This window comes from Bradyrhizobium sp. NP1 (assembly GCF_030378205.1).
GTDB lineage: Bacteria > Pseudomonadota > Alphaproteobacteria > Rhizobiales > Xanthobacteraceae > Bradyrhizobium.
The window spans coordinates 4,108,577-4,124,046 of record NZ_CP127385.1 but is presented as its reverse complement, the minus strand read 5'-3'; the positions used below and the strand labels follow the sequence as shown (position 1 = coordinate 4,124,046).

The 15,470-nt window shown below is 61.2% G+C and carries 21 protein-coding genes and 1 tRNA gene; 11 read left to right on the top strand and 11 right to left on the bottom strand.

The features are described from left to right. Positions 1 to 113 precede the first annotated feature (113 nt). Both oxlT and QOU61_RS19880 read right to left on the bottom strand, forming a co-directional pair. A complete protein-coding gene (oxlT, locus tag QOU61_RS19885) occupies positions 114 to 1,418 on the bottom strand; it encodes an oxalate/formate MFS antiporter (protein WP_289652897.1) in 1,305 nt (434 codons plus the stop codon). Between the two features lie 60 nt (positions 1,419 to 1,478). Then, positions 1,479 to 3,146: an amidohydrolase gene (locus tag QOU61_RS19880; protein WP_289652896.1), complete on the bottom strand. Its 1,668-nt coding sequence runs from the start codon at positions 3,144 to 3,146 to the stop codon at positions 1,479 to 1,481. Positions 3,147 to 3,396: 250 nt separating this feature from the next. Between QOU61_RS19880 and QOU61_RS19875 the strand changes: the two genes are divergently transcribed. The 3 genes from QOU61_RS19875 (at position 3,397) to QOU61_RS19865 (ending at position 5,058) form a co-directional block, all read left to right on the top strand. After that, entirely contained in the window at positions 3,397 to 4,179 is a 783-nt protein-coding gene (locus QOU61_RS19875) for a FadR/GntR family transcriptional regulator (RefSeq protein WP_289652895.1), read from the top strand. Positions 4,180 to 4,186: 7 nt separating this feature from the next. Further along, positions 4,187 to 4,597, top strand: a complete 411-nt coding sequence (locus QOU61_RS19870; protein ID WP_289652894.1) for a hypothetical protein — start codon at positions 4,187 to 4,189, stop codon at positions 4,595 to 4,597. A 239-nt stretch (positions 4,598 to 4,836) separates the two neighbouring features. Further along, positions 4,837 to 5,058: a DUF2934 domain-containing protein gene (locus QOU61_RS19865; protein ID WP_289652893.1), complete on the top strand. Its 222-nt coding sequence runs from the start codon at positions 4,837 to 4,839 to the stop codon at positions 5,056 to 5,058. Between the two features lie 194 nt (positions 5,059 to 5,252). Here the strand turns inward: QOU61_RS19865 and QOU61_RS19860 are convergent, their stop codons facing one another. Together QOU61_RS19860 and QOU61_RS19855 are read right to left on the bottom strand one after the other, a co-directional pair. Further along, entirely contained in the window at positions 5,253 to 5,489 is a 237-nt protein-coding gene (locus QOU61_RS19860) for a transcriptional regulator (protein WP_289652892.1), read from the bottom strand. 100 nt (positions 5,490 to 5,589) lie between these two features. Continuing rightward, a complete protein-coding gene (locus tag QOU61_RS19855) occupies positions 5,590 to 5,799 on the bottom strand; it encodes a cold-shock protein (protein ID WP_289652891.1) in 210 nt (69 codons plus the stop codon). A gap of 764 nt (positions 5,800 to 6,563) precedes the next feature. Between QOU61_RS19855 and QOU61_RS19850 the strand changes: the two genes are divergently transcribed. Further along, a complete protein-coding gene (locus tag QOU61_RS19850) occupies positions 6,564 to 7,121 on the top strand; it encodes a cytochrome P460 family protein (protein WP_289652890.1) in 558 nt (185 codons plus the stop codon). Between the two features lie 527 nt (positions 7,122 to 7,648). Next, on the top strand, positions 7,649 to 8,623 hold the full coding sequence (locus QOU61_RS19845) for an ABC transporter substrate-binding protein (RefSeq protein WP_289652889.1): 975 nt from the start codon (positions 7,649 to 7,651) through the stop codon (positions 8,621 to 8,623). Between the two features lie 183 nt (positions 8,624 to 8,806). Here QOU61_RS19845 and QOU61_RS19840 read toward each other — a convergent pair. Continuing rightward, positions 8,807 to 8,881 (bottom strand) — tRNA-Glu (locus tag QOU61_RS19840). Positions 8,882 to 9,132: 251 nt separating this feature from the next. Here QOU61_RS19840 and QOU61_RS19835 point away from each other — a divergent pair. Together QOU61_RS19835 and QOU61_RS19830 are read left to right on the top strand one after the other, a co-directional pair. Continuing rightward, a complete protein-coding gene (locus QOU61_RS19835) occupies positions 9,133 to 9,387 on the top strand; it encodes a PilZ domain-containing protein (protein ID WP_289652888.1) in 255 nt (84 codons plus the stop codon). A gap of 204 nt (positions 9,388 to 9,591) precedes the next feature. Continuing rightward, a complete protein-coding gene (locus QOU61_RS19830) occupies positions 9,592 to 10,380 on the top strand; it encodes a Crp/Fnr family transcriptional regulator (protein WP_289652887.1) in 789 nt (262 codons plus the stop codon). On the opposite strand, the gene QOU61_RS19825 is transcribed toward QOU61_RS19830, so the two are convergent. Together QOU61_RS19825 and QOU61_RS19820 are read right to left on the bottom strand one after the other, a co-directional pair. Then, positions 10,329 to 10,541: a hypothetical protein gene (locus QOU61_RS19825; RefSeq protein WP_289652886.1), complete on the bottom strand. Its 213-nt coding sequence runs from the start codon at positions 10,539 to 10,541 to the stop codon at positions 10,329 to 10,331. The genes QOU61_RS19830 and QOU61_RS19825 overlap by 52 nt on opposite strands. A gap of 116 nt (positions 10,542 to 10,657) precedes the next feature. Continuing rightward, positions 10,658 to 11,179 carry a phasin family protein gene (locus QOU61_RS19820; RefSeq protein ID WP_289652885.1) on the bottom strand — a complete coding sequence of 174 codons (522 nt, stop codon included), beginning with the start codon at positions 11,177 to 11,179 and terminating at the stop codon, positions 10,658 to 10,660. A 246-nt stretch (positions 11,180 to 11,425) separates the two neighbouring features. Here QOU61_RS19820 and QOU61_RS19815 point away from each other — a divergent pair, with 246 nt between their 5' ends. Then, positions 11,426 to 11,575 (top strand): hypothetical protein, encoded by a 150-nt coding sequence (locus tag QOU61_RS19815; protein WP_289662305.1) that lies wholly within the window; start codon positions 11,426 to 11,428, stop codon positions 11,573 to 11,575. A 4-nt stretch (positions 11,576 to 11,579) separates the two neighbouring features. On the opposite strand, the gene QOU61_RS19810 is transcribed toward QOU61_RS19815, so the two are convergent. Further along, positions 11,580 to 12,263: a glutathione S-transferase family protein gene (locus QOU61_RS19810; RefSeq protein WP_502876796.1), complete on the bottom strand. Its 684-nt coding sequence runs from the start codon at positions 12,261 to 12,263 to the stop codon at positions 11,580 to 11,582. 235 nt (positions 12,264 to 12,498) lie between these two features. Further along, on the bottom strand, positions 12,499 to 12,951 hold the full coding sequence (locus QOU61_RS19805) for a VOC family protein (protein ID WP_289652883.1): 453 nt from the start codon (positions 12,949 to 12,951) through the stop codon (positions 12,499 to 12,501). Positions 12,952 to 13,696: 745 nt separating this feature from the next. Between QOU61_RS19805 and QOU61_RS19800 the strand changes: the two genes are divergently transcribed. Continuing rightward, a complete protein-coding gene (locus QOU61_RS19800; protein ID WP_289652882.1) occupies positions 13,697 to 13,882 on the top strand; it encodes a hypothetical protein in 186 nt (61 codons plus the stop codon). Positions 13,883 to 13,904: 22 nt separating this feature from the next. Here the strand turns inward: QOU61_RS19800 and QOU61_RS19795 are convergent, their stop codons facing one another. Further along, positions 13,905 to 14,180, bottom strand: coding sequence for a hypothetical protein (locus QOU61_RS19795; protein WP_289652881.1), 276 nt, complete (start codon positions 14,178 to 14,180; stop codon positions 13,905 to 13,907). 48 nt (positions 14,181 to 14,228) lie between these two features. Between QOU61_RS19795 and QOU61_RS19790 the strand changes: the two genes are divergently transcribed. Next, positions 14,229 to 14,519 carry a hypothetical protein gene (locus QOU61_RS19790; protein WP_289652880.1) on the top strand — a complete coding sequence of 97 codons (291 nt, stop codon included), beginning with the start codon at positions 14,229 to 14,231 and terminating at the stop codon, positions 14,517 to 14,519. Between the two features lie 60 nt (positions 14,520 to 14,579). On the opposite strand, the gene QOU61_RS19785 is transcribed toward QOU61_RS19790, so the two are convergent. Beyond that, positions 14,580 to 14,744: a hypothetical protein gene (locus tag QOU61_RS19785; protein WP_289652879.1), complete on the bottom strand. Its 165-nt coding sequence runs from the start codon at positions 14,742 to 14,744 to the stop codon at positions 14,580 to 14,582. A gap of 376 nt (positions 14,745 to 15,120) precedes the next feature. Between QOU61_RS19785 and QOU61_RS19780 the strand changes: the two genes are divergently transcribed. Beyond that, a complete protein-coding gene (locus QOU61_RS19780; RefSeq protein WP_289652878.1) occupies positions 15,121 to 15,387 on the top strand; it encodes a hypothetical protein in 267 nt (88 codons plus the stop codon). Positions 15,388 to 15,470: the final 83 nt, after the last annotated feature.

The following is a 15,470-nucleotide window of genomic DNA, read 5'->3' as shown; positions in this document are numbered from 1 at the left end:
CATACGGACTTCTGAACCAAAGCCACACTGGAATCATGATTTTCTAGTGTCCTTCGATTCCGAAGTTCGCAAAACGGGGCCGCCAAATGATGCGAACTTCGGAATCGGGGACACTAGGAGGCATGCAGGCCGGGCGATGACGCGCTTGTCAGGGCGACATGCCGTTTGGCGGCCATCGCCACCTGGCTTTTTCGCGCGGGTTTCAGCACGAAGAAGGCCATTGCCGCGACCGCGAGGTTTGCGATCATCGCAACAATGAAGACCGAATACCAACCGCCGGAGTAATCTCTCAGCCAGCTTGCAACCGGCACCAGCCAGGCCGCAATTCCCTTGCCGGTATAGACGATGCCGGCATTTGTCGCGGCGTAGCGCGAGCCGAAGAAGTCGGTGCAAACAGCCGGGAACAATCCATAGATCTCTCCCCAGGTGAAGTAGATCAGGCCAGCCGTGAGAATGAAGAGATACGGATCCTTTCCGAACGAACCCAAGGCCCAATACGCGCCGGCGCCGAGCACGAACACGATCGTCATCGTATTTTCACGGCCAATGTGATCCGACACCCAGCCAAAGACCGGGCGCGCCAGCCCGTTGAGGACATTGTCGACCACGGCGGAGGCAACCAGCACGGTCGAGGACAGGACCACCAGGTCTACGGCAACGTTGGCGATCTTGTAGTCGTTCAGGATCGGACCGAGCTGGGCGGTTACGATCAGGCCGCTGGCGGCAACGGTGATGAACATCAGGTAGATGACCCAGAAGATGGGCGTCCTGAGCATCTCGAACGGGGTAGCGCCGCCTCCAACCGCACTGGCGGAGTCCGAGTTCTGCGTGAGCGACAACGGGGGCGCCACAAGGAATAGGCTCATCACCACGAGGATGCAGCCCTGGCCCAGTCCGAACCAGAAAAACGCTGCTTCATAGCCATGAGCTCCGATGACCTTGATGATCGGAACGACCGTCAGCGCCGCACCTCCGCCGTAACCCATGGCAGTCAACCCTGCGGCCAGTCCGCGTCGGTCGGGAAACCATTTGAGGGCATTGGCGATGCACGTGCCCCAGACCGCCCCGTTACCAATTCCTGATAGCGCCATGCCCAGATAGAGCATCGGGAGGGACTGGGCGTACGAATTGATCACCCAGGCCAGGGCAACAAGCACGCCTCCGATCGCGACAATCAAACGAGGTCCATATCGATCGACGAACCAGCCTTCGATGGGGACCAGCCATGTCGCCGTAGCGACGAAGATCGTGAACCCCCACTGGATCGCCTCGCGTCCCCAATGATGCTGGGCGTCGATGGGATCGACGAAGTAGGTCCAGCCATATTGCAGATTTGCGACCATCACGGTGCAAACGATGCCGGCAACGAGCTGTATCCAGCGGTTGGGGATGCTGCTGGTGGATGATTGTACGGTCATTGAAAATTTCCTGCGCTCAAATCGTCAAGGCGTTGCCGTATCGGTCGGGATGGGCGGGGCTCAGACGTTGGGCGCCGTAAAGACTTCCCGGCCCGACACGAACGTGCGCTCGACCGGAATGTCCTTCACGGCGATCTCATCGCAGGTCAGCGGATCGTCACCCACGACGAGGAAGTCCGCGACCTTTCCGACCTCGAGCGTGCCGCGATCACCTTCGCTCCAGGTCAATTGATGGCCCGTGACGGTCGATAGTCTAAGCGCCTCCTCACGAGACAACCGGCTTTCGCCGAGCTTCGAGCCGGAGTCATTGTCCCATCGCGACAGCGCCTGCCACATCGCGAAGAACATCGAATAGGGCACGTTGTCGGTTGAAAGCGCCGTCGGTATTCCGGCGTCGATGAACTCGCGGATCGGCGTTCCCTGCTGCCCCAGCTTGTCCAGGCCAAACCGGTCGGAAGCCATGTACATGAAGCCGGGCGTGATGGTCGCCACAAGTCCGAGCTCCTTGATCCGGCGGATCTGGTCGGGGCTCGCCTGCGTGACGTGGATGATGACCCAGCGACGGTCCCTGATGCGGATCTGCCGATCGATGGCCTCATAGGCCCGCAGAACCCGTTCAAGGTCGTAGCAAACCAGGCAGTTCATGCGCAGCCCGAGCTGTGCGGCGAGCACGCCCAGTTCGACGAAGCGATCATGCGGCAGCGATTGATAGAAATGCCCCGCCCATTGCTCATACGGGTAGTCGCGGCTGATGATGTTCGCGACCGTGGCATCACCGACATCGAAACAGACGCCTTCGAACCGCAGCATCTGGTCGCCGGAGCCGCGATCGCGCAACGCGTCGGCCCAGTGGTAGAGGATGTCGGCGACCTTCCGATTGTCGAATGCCGCTGTCGGCACGCTGAGCGGGATCTGCATCCGCACGCTGAGCTCGCCCGCGGCATGAACGGTCTTGTAGGCGTCGATGATCGCGGGCGTCAGGCCGTGACCTTCATAAGCCGACGTGGTCCCCACGGCGCTATAGGCCGCCGAGCCGAGCCGAACGCCGGCGACGCGATCCTCATAGGTCAGACGCGGGACGCATCGGAACAGGGTATATTCGATCACCGGCGCGTAATTGCGATCGAGGAAAACGCCGGACAGCTCGCCCTTTTGGTCGACCAGCGCCCTCGTGTTGTAGGGAAGCTCGGTGTTCTTCGTCACGCCGGCAAGCTCAATGGCGCGGGTGTTCGCCACCGAGGGGAAAGGACGGTGACTCCACCAGCCCCACGGCGCGCGGATGTAGACCGGATGTTTGGGGGACACCTTGTCCAGATCGTGCCGGGTCGGAAACCGCCCCTCAGTCAGTTGCTCCGGCTTGTAGACATAATCCGTCGGAGGCGTGCCCATCGGCATCAGCACGACCCATTCGCCCTCGGGCGTGCGCGCGACGGCCTCGCGTATGACGTCAAGAATGTCGGCGATCGATTTGCACCCGTCCAAGGGGATTCCGCCTCGCGCCTTGAGCCCCTGGCGATCCATGTGCGGATGAGCATCAAACATGCCGGGGATAACGGTCTTTCCGGAACCGTCGATCAGGCGGGTCGCGGGCCCCAACAGCTGGCGGACCTCCCCGGACGGGCCGACAGCGGCGATGCGGCCATCGCGCACGCCAATGGCGTCAGCCGGTCGCGACGAACCGGCGAGCGTGATGATCTTCGAGCCTTCAATGATCAGATCGGCTGGCATCAGGGCTTCCTCCAAACCAATTATTTTATTGGTCTATATGTATGATTTGTTGGTAAGACTGAGCCTCCAAATAATTGGCGTCAATCGGTTCGGTAAGTTCGATCAAGATACTGTAATACCGCGATCTTTTTGCGAATATGGACGAACCAATCGCCAAAATGGTCCAGCTGTCGTCGATGCTGCCGGACCGCGAGCGCGCATTGAACCAATTTGTAAATTGGTATTTTCTGTGCCATCAAGGCGGTCGAACGTGTCGAATTTGGACCTGATGGGGACGTGTGTGCCGTTAGCCGATGATGTGGTCTGGTCGCTGCGAAAGATGCTCGACAGCGGCAACCATCCGGTCGGGACGCGCCTTCCGGCGGAACGCAATCTGTGCGCGGAGCTCAAGGTCAGCCGCACTGTGCTGCGCACCGCGTTGGCGCGGCTCGAAGCCGAGGGGCGCCTATGGCGAAACGTCGGGCAGGGCACCTTTGTGGGCGGCAGACCGGTAAAGACGGGAAACGCGATTGTGCTGGCCAGCGCTCTGACGAGCCCGGCGGAAGTCATGGAGGTTCGCCTGGTCATCGAACCACCGGGCGCATTTCACGCCGCCATCAGGGCCACCGAAGACGATATCGCGCACTTGCAACACTGCCTGTCGAAGCTGGACGGTTCGCCAAATCACGCCAATTACGCGCGCTGGGACTCGACGTTTCATCGCGGCATTTTCGAGGCCGCCCATAATTCCCTGTTGCTCATGCTGTTCGACGCGGTCAACGACGTGCGCAGCCAAGCATCCTGGAGCAGCGTTTGGGAGCGGATGCTGACGCCCAATCGAGCCGCCTTCAGGCAGCAACACAAAAGAATTGTCGAGGCGATCGCTTCGCGAAATCCTGCTTCCGCGCAGGAACAGATGCGTGCGCATCTTGATCTGGTCAGGGACGCCATTTCCTTTGCGCCGACCTATAAGCACGCCTTGGCCGATGGCGATCGATCTCGCAGCGCTTCCAAGATGGTGTCAAAATCAAAGAACAAGGCTGGTAAGGATTAGCGAAGCCATGCAGCAGGCTCCCTGTTCGGTTCAAATCGGCGAATGGCAATGCATAGCCGGCTTTTTACAGGCCAAATCGCGCGAGGCCCAATTGGGAGTGGCCCGGGCCGCGTCTCCCTGTCCAAAATGCAATACCGAGTCGTTTCTCCTGAACGCCAAGCAGATGGCGGCCAATCCCGCAAAGGCGCTGCGCGCCGCCTGCCCATGTTGCGATGGAAGCGGATCAGCCGCCGAGTTGTGGCTTAGCGCCTTGCGGGCGGCTCAGTACTACAACCCGCAGGCGCTCGACGAGTTGCTGCCGAAGCTCGGCTCGATCGAAACATTCGACGAAGAATATCGACCCGTCGTGATCCGCTATGACGAAGGTGGATCGTGCACCCCCAAAAGAAATTTCGGCTGCGACTCTCCGGAGATGTGACCGTCGGCACTTCATGCGTGCCCCTTCGTCGGTCGTCGGGCTCATCAGCGCGTCCGAGCGGAACACTGGCGCGGCTTCCGGAACCGGGGAGGCCATCAATGGACGTGACGTCGAAATGAGCATGGTCGCCCAAAGCTGCGGCTCGCAGAATCAGCGAGCCTTGATTAGCCTTTCATCAATCATCCAGGCCCATCGCTTCTGTCGAAGAATGCGGGGCGCGCGTTGATCAGGAGGATTGGATGCAGGATCTGGAACAGGCGATCCGTGAACGTGCCTATCATCTGTGGATCGAGGGCGGCTGCCAGCATGGACATGCAGACGCCCATTGGTTCGAGGCCCAGCGGGAGCTCGTGGCGCCGCCATGCGAAATCGCCGCCGGTGTCAGCGAGCGGCCTTCTGTGGGAAAATCAAGATCCGGCCGGAAGCCAGTCGCGAAGAAGAAGCAACGCGCTTTGGCCTGATCGGCGCCACGTCGTTTCGTGAAGGCGTGCTTCGGCCTCGCATACGAACGCCCGGACGTTCGCTGCTGTTTTCGCGCTCGCGTATTCAGGCATCGTGCGCGGTTGTGCCGGCGAAAGTGCTGGCGCCGCCTGAAGACAATTGCGTCGCGCCTGTTCCCGAAAGGGGGCGTCCGGTATGTGGCGACGCTCCGATGCTATCGAGACACGGGTTTTTTGCGCTTCGCTTTTGGCGCCGGTGCTCCAGCTGTCAGTTCCGCATTTGCCTCTTGGGCTTCTCTCAAGGTCCGCAAACGCGCCATGTTCTGACGGACGGCAATAGCCTGCTGTTCGATATCCGCCATTGCCTTCAGCCCCTCCTCAAACGCAATCCGTTGTCGGTTGGCACGCGCCACGCTTTCTGGGGAGGGGACGCCCGACTTCTTGCTGGTCATGTGGTTTCCCGTGCTGACACGACGAAAACCCGCTCAACCCTCGGGGTCGAGCGGGCACAGCGCCTGTTCCAGTACATCCGTGGAAAGGGCGCGACGGGCCTTAGGCCAGCGCGAGATTCTCGGCGCTGCTCTTGCCCCGCATCTTGTCCGTTTTGATTTCGAACGTCACTTTCTGGCCCTCGGCCAGGCCGGAAAGACCAGCCCGTTCGACGGCGCTGATGTGCACAAACACATCACTGCCACCATCGTTCGGCTGGATAAACCCGAAGCCCTTTTGGCCGTTAAACCACTTTACTGTTCCTGTCGTCATTCTCTTCTCCAAAACGCACGCGCAAATATCAGCGCATGCGCCAACATCGCGTGACCATCACGCGATCCGAAATTCAACTTCGTCGATGTCTTTGGAAAAGGAGCCCGCGGGCGCATTCAACAAGGCACAGCGGCTAATCGAACATCGGTAATGTATACTTCTTCGCGGGCCTTTACAAGGAGCATTGCCGGCTTATTTCGCGCCGCAGGGCTTGAGAACGATATCGCAAGCAACTGAAGCCTCATGCCTGGACCAGGCAGGCGCAATCGTTTCGCTGTTGATTGACGTCAGCGCTCGCATCGTGGTCACGTCGCGCCGACCGACGCCATCTGTAGCCATGCGCCAGCGCGGTCTTCTCGTCTCGGGTCGGTAGCATCATCGACAAATCTCGTGATCTCGAATGCTGTAGCGACAATTGGCTGTCGCGCAGGCCTTGTCGATTTGGCAGCCAACCCGCCAGGAGCCGGCCTTTGCAGGTTCGTCCGCGACAACAACATCGAACAGGTGCTTCGCATGCTCAAGAGGAAGATGCAGCGCGAGGAGGCGCCCGGCGCTCCCTGCGGATCGGATCCTGGGCTTACGAAGGTCGGGACTTCCGAGTGTGACCCATGGCTGACGCGGAATCCACGTGCTATGCTGTAATCATGATCTTCGTGAGCAACGGCGGTGCGGTCCTGAGCCTCGGAAGACAATGCAACGAAGCGATTTCTAACAACGGATCATTGATCGTCACACGCCCCTAAACCGATGAGGGAGATGCGACAATGAAAAAATGCTCGCTGATCAGTCTCAGCATTTCAGCGTCGATCGCCATCTTGGCAACTGGTGCCGCGATTTCCGCGCAGGACAGGTACACTTTGCAAGTACCGAATGGGCTCGCGTTCTCTGAGTTCAAGGGATACGAGGATTGGCCTGTGATCGCGATCAGTGAGAACGAAGGCCTTATTGCTGTGATCGTGGGGAATCCGGCAATGATCAACGCCTATAAGGAAGGCGTGCCCGGCAATGGCAAGCCTTTCCCGGACGGCGCGAAAATGGCGAAAATTCATTGGACACCGAAAAAGCAAGAGGCGTACCCCGGTCAGCCATCCGTGCCAGGTACGCAGCATGACGTTGATTTCATGGTGAAGGACAGCAAGAGGTTCGCGGATAGCGGCGGATGGGGATGGGGCGCGTTCGACTATGACGCGGCGTCCGATACGTTTAAGCCCTCTACCGCAGCCTCCAAACCGCCGCAGGAAAACGACGCGAAGTGCGGGTTCGCTTGCCACACGGTGGTGCAGAACCGCGACTACGTATTCACGGAGTACGGAAAGAGGTGAGTATCCGATAGCGCGAGGCAGGGCACGCAATAGCCAAGACGGCCCCTCACGCGATAGCAGCCTCAGCGGCGGCGACGAACGCGCAAGCAGCGGAAAGCCAGTTCACCGAAGCAGTCCGGTTCATTCGCGACCTCCCTTGCGCAATATCGATCGATAAGCCGCTAACGTTTTGTGTTACGTGCCGGGCACACGGGTCCCCTTTGGGTCGGACCTACGGTTCTGGCGCGTGCGGCCGAGGCTACTTCAAAATTCGTCGCCTAAAGCTGCCGCCGCCGAATTGAAACTGCTGTGCGCTTCACCGAGAGTGAGCTGGCCGCAAAGAGACGCCGGGAGGCATCGACGCGTCAGCTCTTGGGGCACATCGGACCTGTGCTCACGAAGGTCGGGATTTCCGAGTGTGACCGAACCCGGACGTCATCCGTCCCAGCAGAGAACGCAATTTTCAAGCAAAGCCCATTCCAATTCGAAAATGGCCGCGACATAGTAGCTCGCAGTCGGTGCTTCCAGCGTACCCTTCGGGGGATGCCATGAGACGGCGCGATTTCATTGGTTTAATCGGTGGCGCGGTGATGGCTTGGCCGGGCGCCGTGCGCACTCAGCAATCACTCCCCGTAATAGGGTTTCTGCATCAAGGGTCGCTCCCTCCGCCGCCCCTCACGGCAATCTTCCGCAAGGGTTTGCTTGAGGCAGGAGTGGTTGACGGTCAAAGCGTCAGGATCGAACAGCGTGCGGCGGATGGGCAATACGATCGATTGCCGGCACTTGTGGCGGACTTGGTCAGCCGTCAGGTGACCGTCATAGCCGCAGATTTTCTGCCGGCCGCATTGGCAGCGAAGGCCGGAACTCAGACGATCCCGATCGTCTTCCTAAGCGGCAGCGATCCCATCGTGTCGGGTCTCGTGTCGAGTATCAATCGACCAACAGGAAACGTCACTGGCATTGCTTTCATGTTCACCAGGCTAGGAGCGAAACGCCTCGAACTGCTGCGCGAGCTCATACCCGACGTCACGTTGATCGCTGCACTCATCAACCCGACAAATCCCAATTCGGGACCTCAGTTAAATGATCTGCAGACAGCCGCGCACGCTCTTGGGCTTCAACTGATCAGCGTCGGCGCCAGTAACGAGCGGGAAATCGAGAGCGTTTTCTCAACATTGGCGCAAGACCATATCGGTGCACTGGTGATCAGTGCTGACGGGTTTCTGGTCAGTCGGCAGGATCAGCTCGTCACGCTCGCAGCCCGTCACGCGATACCCACGATGTACCCATGGCGCCAGTATGCCGACGCTGGAGAACTGATTGTCTACGGCGCCAACCTTCCTGACGGTTTTCGCCAATGCGGCATCTACACCGGAAAGATCCTTAAAGGCAGCAAACCAGCCGATCTGCCGGTGCTGCAACCATCAACGTATGAACTCGTCATCAATCTGAAGACAGCGAGGGCTCTCGGCCTCAACGTGCCCCCGAACCTCATTGCAATCGCCGATGAGGTGATCGATTGAGATACTGCTGTTTGCCGAACTGCATGGGTCTGGTTCTGGCGCTAATGCGAAGTCCGGGCTGGCTCTGAGACGGTCCGCTTATCGGGGTAGGCCAGAAGGGGCTGGCCCACTTCCCAAACGCGGCTTTGGCCCTATGCCGACCTATGGTGATGTCCGCCTCTGCGCCAGGGTTGGCGAGGCCATTGGCGCTCCCTAGCGGAATCGAACCGCTCTCTCCACCGTGAAAGGGTGGCGTCCTGACCGATAGACGAAGGGAGCAAGAGCCATCGGCCGCAAGGTGCTGCCGCGGCCGGGCAAACGTATAGAGGCCTTTGCCGGGGTCGGCAAGTCGCGGGGGACGCGTTTTTGGCACCTTTCCACGATGCCGGCGGAACCCAAATACCGTCGTTATTTCAGATGGATCGCAACTGTTTTTAAATCCGCGCGGCTGTAGGTGGATATAGCGAGCGCGCCCGGCCTGACCGGGGCGGCGCGCCTCGCTTTGCCTTGATTCCCGGGAGCCGCCTCCGATGAGCGCAATCAAGAAGCGCAGCCCGCGCAAATCCTTCGGGCAGCCGGGCTGGATCACGCTCGACGGCGGCTTTGCCGTGCGGCGCTGCGTGGTCGACAACATCTCGCCGTCCGGCGCGCAGGTCACCGTGGAAGATGCCGCGATGTTGCCTGCGACGCTGCGGCTGGCGCTGGCGCGCGACGCCCGCACCGGGCATCTTTGCCAGGTGATGTGGCGTCGCGGCAAGACGGTCGGCGTCAAGTTCGTGCGCTGACGCGGGGCCGCCCACGACTCGGGCAAGGTCCGTTGCGCCACACGGCTATAGGCAAGGCGGCCGAGTGTCATGACTGGAACCTTTGGCCGCGCCGTCGCTTTTCCTATGTGGAAGGCATAAGGAACTCGCAATCTGGTGTAGGCCGCGTCCGTGGCGCGCCTGTCGTTCTTGCGTGACCCGGGCATTCCGGCGGGAGTCTCCACGATGGAGCACCCGAGCCGCATCGGTAACCGCTTGTTAGCTGCGTTGCCGCAAGCCGACTTCGATCTCCTTGCGCCTCATCTGCGCCAAATGCGCCTCGAGCGTGACGCCGTGCTGGTGCATTCGGGCGAGCCGTTCGAGCAGATCCATTTCCCTTGCAGCGGCTTGATCGCCTTGGTCATGGACATGCCCGACGGAGAAGCGGTGGCCACCGCCGTGGTCGGCAAGGATGGCGCTTCGGGCCTGGTGGCCGCGCTCGTATCGATGCCGTCCCCTGTCACAGCGGTGGTGCGGCTCCCCGGCACGGCATGGCAGATTTCACCGGCCCGCTTCCAGGCGGCGCTGCAGCGCAGCGTGCCGATCGCCGGGATCATAGAGGTCTATACGCGCACACTGATGACGCAACTGCAGCACGTCGCCGCCTGCAACGCGCTGCATTCCGTCGATGCTCGCATGGCGCGCTGGCTGTTGCATCTCCACGACAATGTCGAGGTGGACGATGCACTACCGGTGACGCAGGAAGCGCTGGCGGAATTGCTCGGGGTGCGACGACCAACCGTGACACAGGTCGTCAACAAGCTGAAAGGCACAGGCGCGATCCGCGCCAACCGGCGCGGCCAGATCGAGATCGACCGGCCGCGGCTCGAGGCTGCGTCCTGCCCCTGCTACAAGGCGCTCCGCCAGCGGATCGACGACATCATCTCAGCGGGGCCAACCGGCCCGCTTCACGGGATATCCGGTCACAAAGCACCCGGGGCACGCGATCCTGACCTCACCGGGATCGGTTCATAGACCCAGGCGTCGCGCGCGAACCATTCGTGCGTGGCGTCGCAGGCCGGGCAGAGCGTGCGCGAAAAGAACACGGTGCTGCGCTGAAAGCGCTCGCGGTCCGTGTTGATGCCGGTCGGGATTGCGCTCCCGGTCTGCGGGCATTTGATCATCACCATTCCCATGGCGTTTCTCCCCAAAATTGTGCCGGCGGCCCGCCCGCCGCGGCTGGGCCACGCTTCTTCGGAGCGTTTGGCCCAGCCGTCCCTCGGGCGGTGGTGATTGCTTGGTCAGGCGCTCTCTAGCGCCTTGGCATGGCGCGCCTGGCCGGCTCGGCGGCCTCGGTCGCAAGTTTGCGGCCGAGTTCGAACAGCTCCTTGTTCTGGGCGACGGCGGCGGCAAAATTCCTGCATCCATGCTCGGTGGAGACCCTGACAGTTTCCGCAAGCGACGTGCTATCGAGCAGCCGGGTGACGAAGTCGAACGCAGCGTTGACGTTCTGGCCCGAAATCTCGATCAACCTGCTTGCGTAGTCGGCGGAGCCTTTGGCGTTGGTGACACAGGCATCCCGCACGATGCCGGCTATCTCGCCCGTCGCCTCCTTGAGGCGTTCGCAGTTGTCTTTGGCATTGTTTGTGGCTTGGCGGGCCAAGCCGCGGAACGCCTCGTTCATCGCAAACAGCGGCAGCTCGACACCGTTCCTGGACTTGGCATTCTCCTGAACTTCCACGCTGACTTCACTCACTGGGATCATCCTTTTGAACGCAACAACGATGGCTATCGACTCGGCGGTCGGCAGGCGTGTCCCGCGAGAGGCAGCCAAGACCGTCTCCGTTCCACGATGGCTCTGCTGTCGGGATGTCTGCCCCCCCGCTGTGGACAAGTGTGGATAAGAATGAGGGCCGCGTCGGTACGCTTGCTGACGCTCGAATGATATTTTTGCCGAGTGCTGAACGCTTCCAAATGCGGCTGCAAAGAGTTTGTGCAACTGCACAGATTCTGACGTGTGGGTGCGTCATCCAGACGTCATAAACGACGCGGTCGTGTGACCTAAGAAAGGAGGGTCTGCTTGCGGCTCGATATCCTCGTTCCCGTCCTGATGTGCTGCGCGATGCTGTGGTGGGTCGGCCGCGGCTTCAGCTGGACCGCGCGCCTTGCGGTCGCCGCCGTCACGCTCGCGCTCATCATCTGCATTCTGCTCGCCGAGCGCGGGTTTTAGGTTCTCACGACATCGGCTTGGCGACGAACTGCACAAATCCCGGCCGGCTGGAAAACTGCGAAAACCAGCGTTCGAGGTTCGGCAGCTTCGGCTTCTTGACGCCTTCGACGCCGAACCAGCGCCGCGCGAACGCGCCGATCGCGATGTCGGCAATGGTGAAGTCGTCGCCCTCGATGAAGCGGCGCGACGCCAGGACGTCCTCGGCGACCCGCCACACCACGGCCTCCGCATCGACGTCCTTCTGGATCGCGGCCATGTCGCGCTTTTCGACCGGCGTGCGCACCAGCGCCCAGAACACCGGCCGGTCGACCGGCTGCAGCGTCGAGAGCGTCCAGTCCAGCCAGCGGTCGACGCCGGCGCGACGCCGCGGGGCGTCGGGATAAACAGGCGATCCCTTGCCATAGGCGAGGCAGAGATAGCGCATGATCGAATTGGATTCCCAAAGCACGAAATCGCCGTCGACCAGCGTCGGCACCCGCCCGTTCGGGTTCATGGCGAGATAGGCAGGCTCGTCGTTCTTGCCGAACTGCATGCCGGCATCGATGCGCTGGTAGGGCAGGTTGAGCTCGGCAAGGCACCACAGCACTTTCTGCACGTTGACCGAATTGGCGCGGCCCCAGATCGTCAATTGTCCTTTTCCGCTCTCCGGCACGTTTGGCTCCCCTTCGCTGATCGTTGCGCCCTTCATAGCGGAAGTTCACGCAAAAGGCGCGAGGATGATTTGCATCAAATGAAAAGCTCCGCCGCATCGCGCGACGGAGCCTTCAAATCACCTGTTGGCCGCGATCAGTGTCCGAAGAACAACCATAACAGAATGATCACCGGGATCGGCACACCCAAAAGCCACAGCAGAATTCCTCTTCCCATCCTCTCCTCCTCAAAACCTGCCATGAGGAGAACGCGAGTGAGGAGGCGAGGTTCCGTCACCAGTGGCCGGTGTTGGGCATCGACGTCCACGGCTCGGCCGGCGGCTTCGGCTCGCCCTTCTGCAACAGCTCGATCGAGTGCAGATCGGGCGAGCGGATGAAGGCCATGTTGCCGTCGCGCGGCGGGCGGTTGATGGTGATGCCGAGCTTCATCAGGCGATCGCAGGTCGCGTAGATGTCGTCGACCTCGTAGGCGAGGTGGCCGAAATAGCGGTCCTCGCCGTACTTCTCCTCGTCCCAATTGTAGGTGAGCTCGACCAGCGGCGCGCCGCGGGTCGGCGGCAGCTTCTTCAGCTCCGCCTCGTCCTCGGGCGCGCAGAGAAACGACAGCGTGAAGCGGCCCTTGTCGTTGTCGATGCGGCGGACCTCCTTCAGGCCGAGTGCGTCGCGATAGAATTTAAGCGCGCGATCGAGGTTCTGGACGCGCAGCATGGTGTGGAGATAGCGCATGATAGGTCTCCCTGGAGCGGAATTTGTTGTGGTCTGCTTCCGGCCGCCCTCAATAGCAGCAAATCGGCAGGCCGTGCAGGGGCGGCGGTTCCGCGAAAACGGGCCCCTGCACGCGAGATGTGACTCGCAAACCACAGCGCGCCATCAACGTTCAAGCGATTGTGAGCCTTCGATTGCAGGCAAATGAACGAATCAACTAGACCGCTTCCCCGGGGCTGGGAAGCGGAGAGTAGAATGAGAGTCGCTTCCTTTGAGAGTGTGTTGGCGGTGGCCACGTTGGTCTCCGCCATCGTTGTGGTGCTGTGGGGAATAAAACTCTTCTACGGCGTGTGACAGGCGGGAGCTCGGTCGGTACCCAAACGACAGGAGTCTCCCTTCCGCGGCGGCGGAAGCCTGTTGTGCGCAGTCCTCGGCGCCGCCTCCGCCGGCGTTTTTGCAAAAGAAAGATCACCGACAAGTATTGCGTTTGGCTTCCGGCAGCACGCAGGGCCGGGCCGCGACGGGACGTTTTGGTTCAGGGCATCATGCATTTCAGCTTTTATCTGATGGTGGCGGCACTCGTGCTTGTCGGAGTGCAGGTCGGCTACGCGCTCTATCAATTGGCTGCACTGGTCCTGTAAGGCGCCGCGGGCAACAGCCCTAACGGCGGATTACCTCGCAAGAGATAACCCTATTCAGTTAGGTTAAGACTGAAATCGCGTTGCGGCGGCAGCGGGTTGCGTTAGGTGTGGGGGAGGGAGCAACCATGGCCTCATCCTTCCACACCGCGGACCGACAGACCTACCGACGCGTCGTCGTCGTCGGGACGCTGCTCTGCATGGCCTTCGTCGTGGTGAGCTTCTCGCTCAGGCCGCAACCCGAAGAGACCAAGGTGCTGGTGAAGGCTGACCGGCTGGTGCGCACCGCGGGGAATCCCAAGCCCGCCAACTGACGGCGCCGCATCGGCGCGCCGCTTATCGGATCGGCTCGTCGTTCTTCTTGGGCTTGTGATAGATGGCCAGGCCGACGAAGCCGGCAAAGCCGATCATATCGATCAAAATTTCCAGCCAGGCCGGCATTTCGGAACCCATGTATTGGAACCAAAAGTAATCCGGAAAGGCCGAGTTCGTTCCCGCAATTTGCGGATCGCCGCCCGTACGAGATCGCATGGCTGGACGCCTTGACGCCGCGGCAGCTGCTGGCGGCTCGTCCAATGCTGCTCCGATCCGGCCGAAACGCCGTGCAACCATGGACAACCGCCCGCGTTGTCCAGGGGCATACGGATGGAGGACATGCGCATGATGAAGACACTGGCAGTTCTGGCGACGGTGGGCACGGTCGCCGCAACGACCATGAGCACGCCAGCAGAGGCGCATTGGCGTGGCGTCGGTCCGGGATTGGCGTTTGGCCTCGCGGCCGGTGCCTTGACCGCCGGCGCGATCGCGGCGTCGGGGCCCTATTATTACGGCGGCTACGGCCCGGGCTACTACTATGGTCCGGGCGCCTACTACGGCCCCGGTCCCTACGCCTATTATGGCGGCGGACCCTATTATCGCCATCGCTACTACTATCGTCACCCCTACTGGTGATGAAAAAAGCCCGGAAGCCTTGCTTCCGGGCTTTGATTTTGCCGATTCGCTTGCGCGATCTTAAGACCAGAACGACGGCCGCTGCGGCTTGCTGGCATCGGCAAGGGTCTTGCGGAAATATTCGTCGCGCTCGCGCTCGAATTTCTCCTGGGTCGCCTTGAAGCTCGCAACGCGTGCGGCAATCTCCTCGCGCTCGCGCGCGCGACGGTCGTCTGGCTTGGTCATGGCCCATCCTTCTTTTTGATTCGCCTCGCGCTCATTCGCGTCCGAGATTGGGGCGTGATTTGGACGCGCGTCATCCGATCGACGGATATGCACATGCGCGAAAAAATTTTGCGCGCGGCGCAGGCGTCGCGCGGTGGATAAGGCGGACAGCATCTTGTCGCGCGCGGCGCTTCCCGCTAGCGAAAGCGAGCCGTCGATCTGAAGTCGCTTGCGTTCGCGAAGCGGCCGCTCGATTGGAACTCAGTCGCGAAAAAATTCTGCGCGAAAAATTCTGATCGAGCAGCGAAAGGAATCGATCGGCTGGCGCCCGTTGCGTTCTCGAAGTTCGTGCAAGGGGGGTGCTGCGGGACAGGCGAACTTCGAAGGAGGGAACGAAATGGCGAAGATCGATCTGGATGCGATGACGATTGATGATCTCGCGATGCTGCGCGACAACGTCAACGCCAAGCTCCTGGAAAAGGTCGCGGCGAGGCAGCTCGAGCTCGAGGCCGAGATGGAGCGGCTTGCGCAGTTCGGCAAGCCGGCGAAGAAGGCGCTGGCTGCGCCGCAACCGGCAAAACCGAAGAAGTCCGAGAAGCGAGGCGGCGAGGCGGCGGAACCTGCCGACGACGCCGGTCTCAACGAAGCGGCCGAGGCGGCCTGACGGTAAAAGACATGCGGCGGGAGCGGGGGCGCCTGCCTCGCCGCCATGCGCGGCATCGCGCTGGCAATCGGGTGGGCTGTGCT

Bases quoted from the DNA above. Each gene is read 5' to 3' on its own strand.
- QOU61_RS19780 (WP_289652878.1), top strand. From the start codon at position 15,121: ATGGCGAAGATCGATCTGGATGCGATGACGATTGATGATCTCGCGATG.
- QOU61_RS19855 (WP_289652891.1), bottom strand. From the start codon at position 5,799: ATGACGACAGGAACAGTAAAGTGGTTTAACGGCCAAAAGGGCTTCGGG.
- oxlT (WP_289652897.1), bottom strand. From the start codon at position 1,418: ATGACCGTACAATCATCCACCAGCAGCATCCCCAACCGCTGGATACAG.
- QOU61_RS19790 (WP_289652880.1), top strand. From the start codon at position 14,229: ATGATGAAGACACTGGCAGTTCTGGCGACGGTGGGCACGGTCGCCGCA.
- QOU61_RS19810 (WP_502876796.1), bottom strand. From the start codon at position 12,263: ATGAAGGGCGCAACGATCAGCGAAGGGGAGCCAAACGTGCCGGAGAGC.
- QOU61_RS19795 (WP_289652881.1), bottom strand. From the start codon at position 14,180: ATGGTTGCACGGCGTTTCGGCCGGATCGGAGCAGCATTGGACGAGCCG.
- QOU61_RS19850 (WP_289652890.1), top strand. From the start codon at position 6,564: ATGAAAAAATGCTCGCTGATCAGTCTCAGCATTTCAGCGTCGATCGCC.
- QOU61_RS19865 (WP_289652893.1), top strand. From the start codon at position 4,837: ATGCAGGATCTGGAACAGGCGATCCGTGAACGTGCCTATCATCTGTGG.
- QOU61_RS19880 (WP_289652896.1), bottom strand. From the start codon at position 3,146: ATGCCAGCCGATCTGATCATTGAAGGCTCGAAGATCATCACGCTCGCC.
- QOU61_RS19785 (WP_289652879.1), bottom strand. From the start codon at position 14,744: ATGACCAAGCCAGACGACCGTCGCGCGCGCGAGCGCGAGGAGATTGCC.
- QOU61_RS19835 (WP_289652888.1), top strand. From the start codon at position 9,133: ATGAGCGCAATCAAGAAGCGCAGCCCGCGCAAATCCTTCGGGCAGCCG.
- QOU61_RS19830 (WP_289652887.1), top strand. From the start codon at position 9,592: ATGGAGCACCCGAGCCGCATCGGTAACCGCTTGTTAGCTGCGTTGCCG.
- QOU61_RS19825 (WP_289652886.1), bottom strand. From the start codon at position 10,541: ATGGGAATGGTGATGATCAAATGCCCGCAGACCGGGAGCGCAATCCCG.
- QOU61_RS19860 (WP_289652892.1), bottom strand. From the start codon at position 5,489: ATGACCAGCAAGAAGTCGGGCGTCCCCTCCCCAGAAAGCGTGGCGCGT.
- QOU61_RS19845 (WP_289652889.1), top strand. From the start codon at position 7,649: ATGAGACGGCGCGATTTCATTGGTTTAATCGGTGGCGCGGTGATGGCT.
- QOU61_RS19800 (WP_289652882.1), top strand. From the start codon at position 13,697: ATGGCCTCATCCTTCCACACCGCGGACCGACAGACCTACCGACGCGTC.
- QOU61_RS19805 (WP_289652883.1), bottom strand. From the start codon at position 12,951: ATGCGCTATCTCCACACCATGCTGCGCGTCCAGAACCTCGATCGCGCG.
- QOU61_RS19870 (WP_289652894.1), top strand. From the start codon at position 4,187: ATGCAGCAGGCTCCCTGTTCGGTTCAAATCGGCGAATGGCAATGCATA.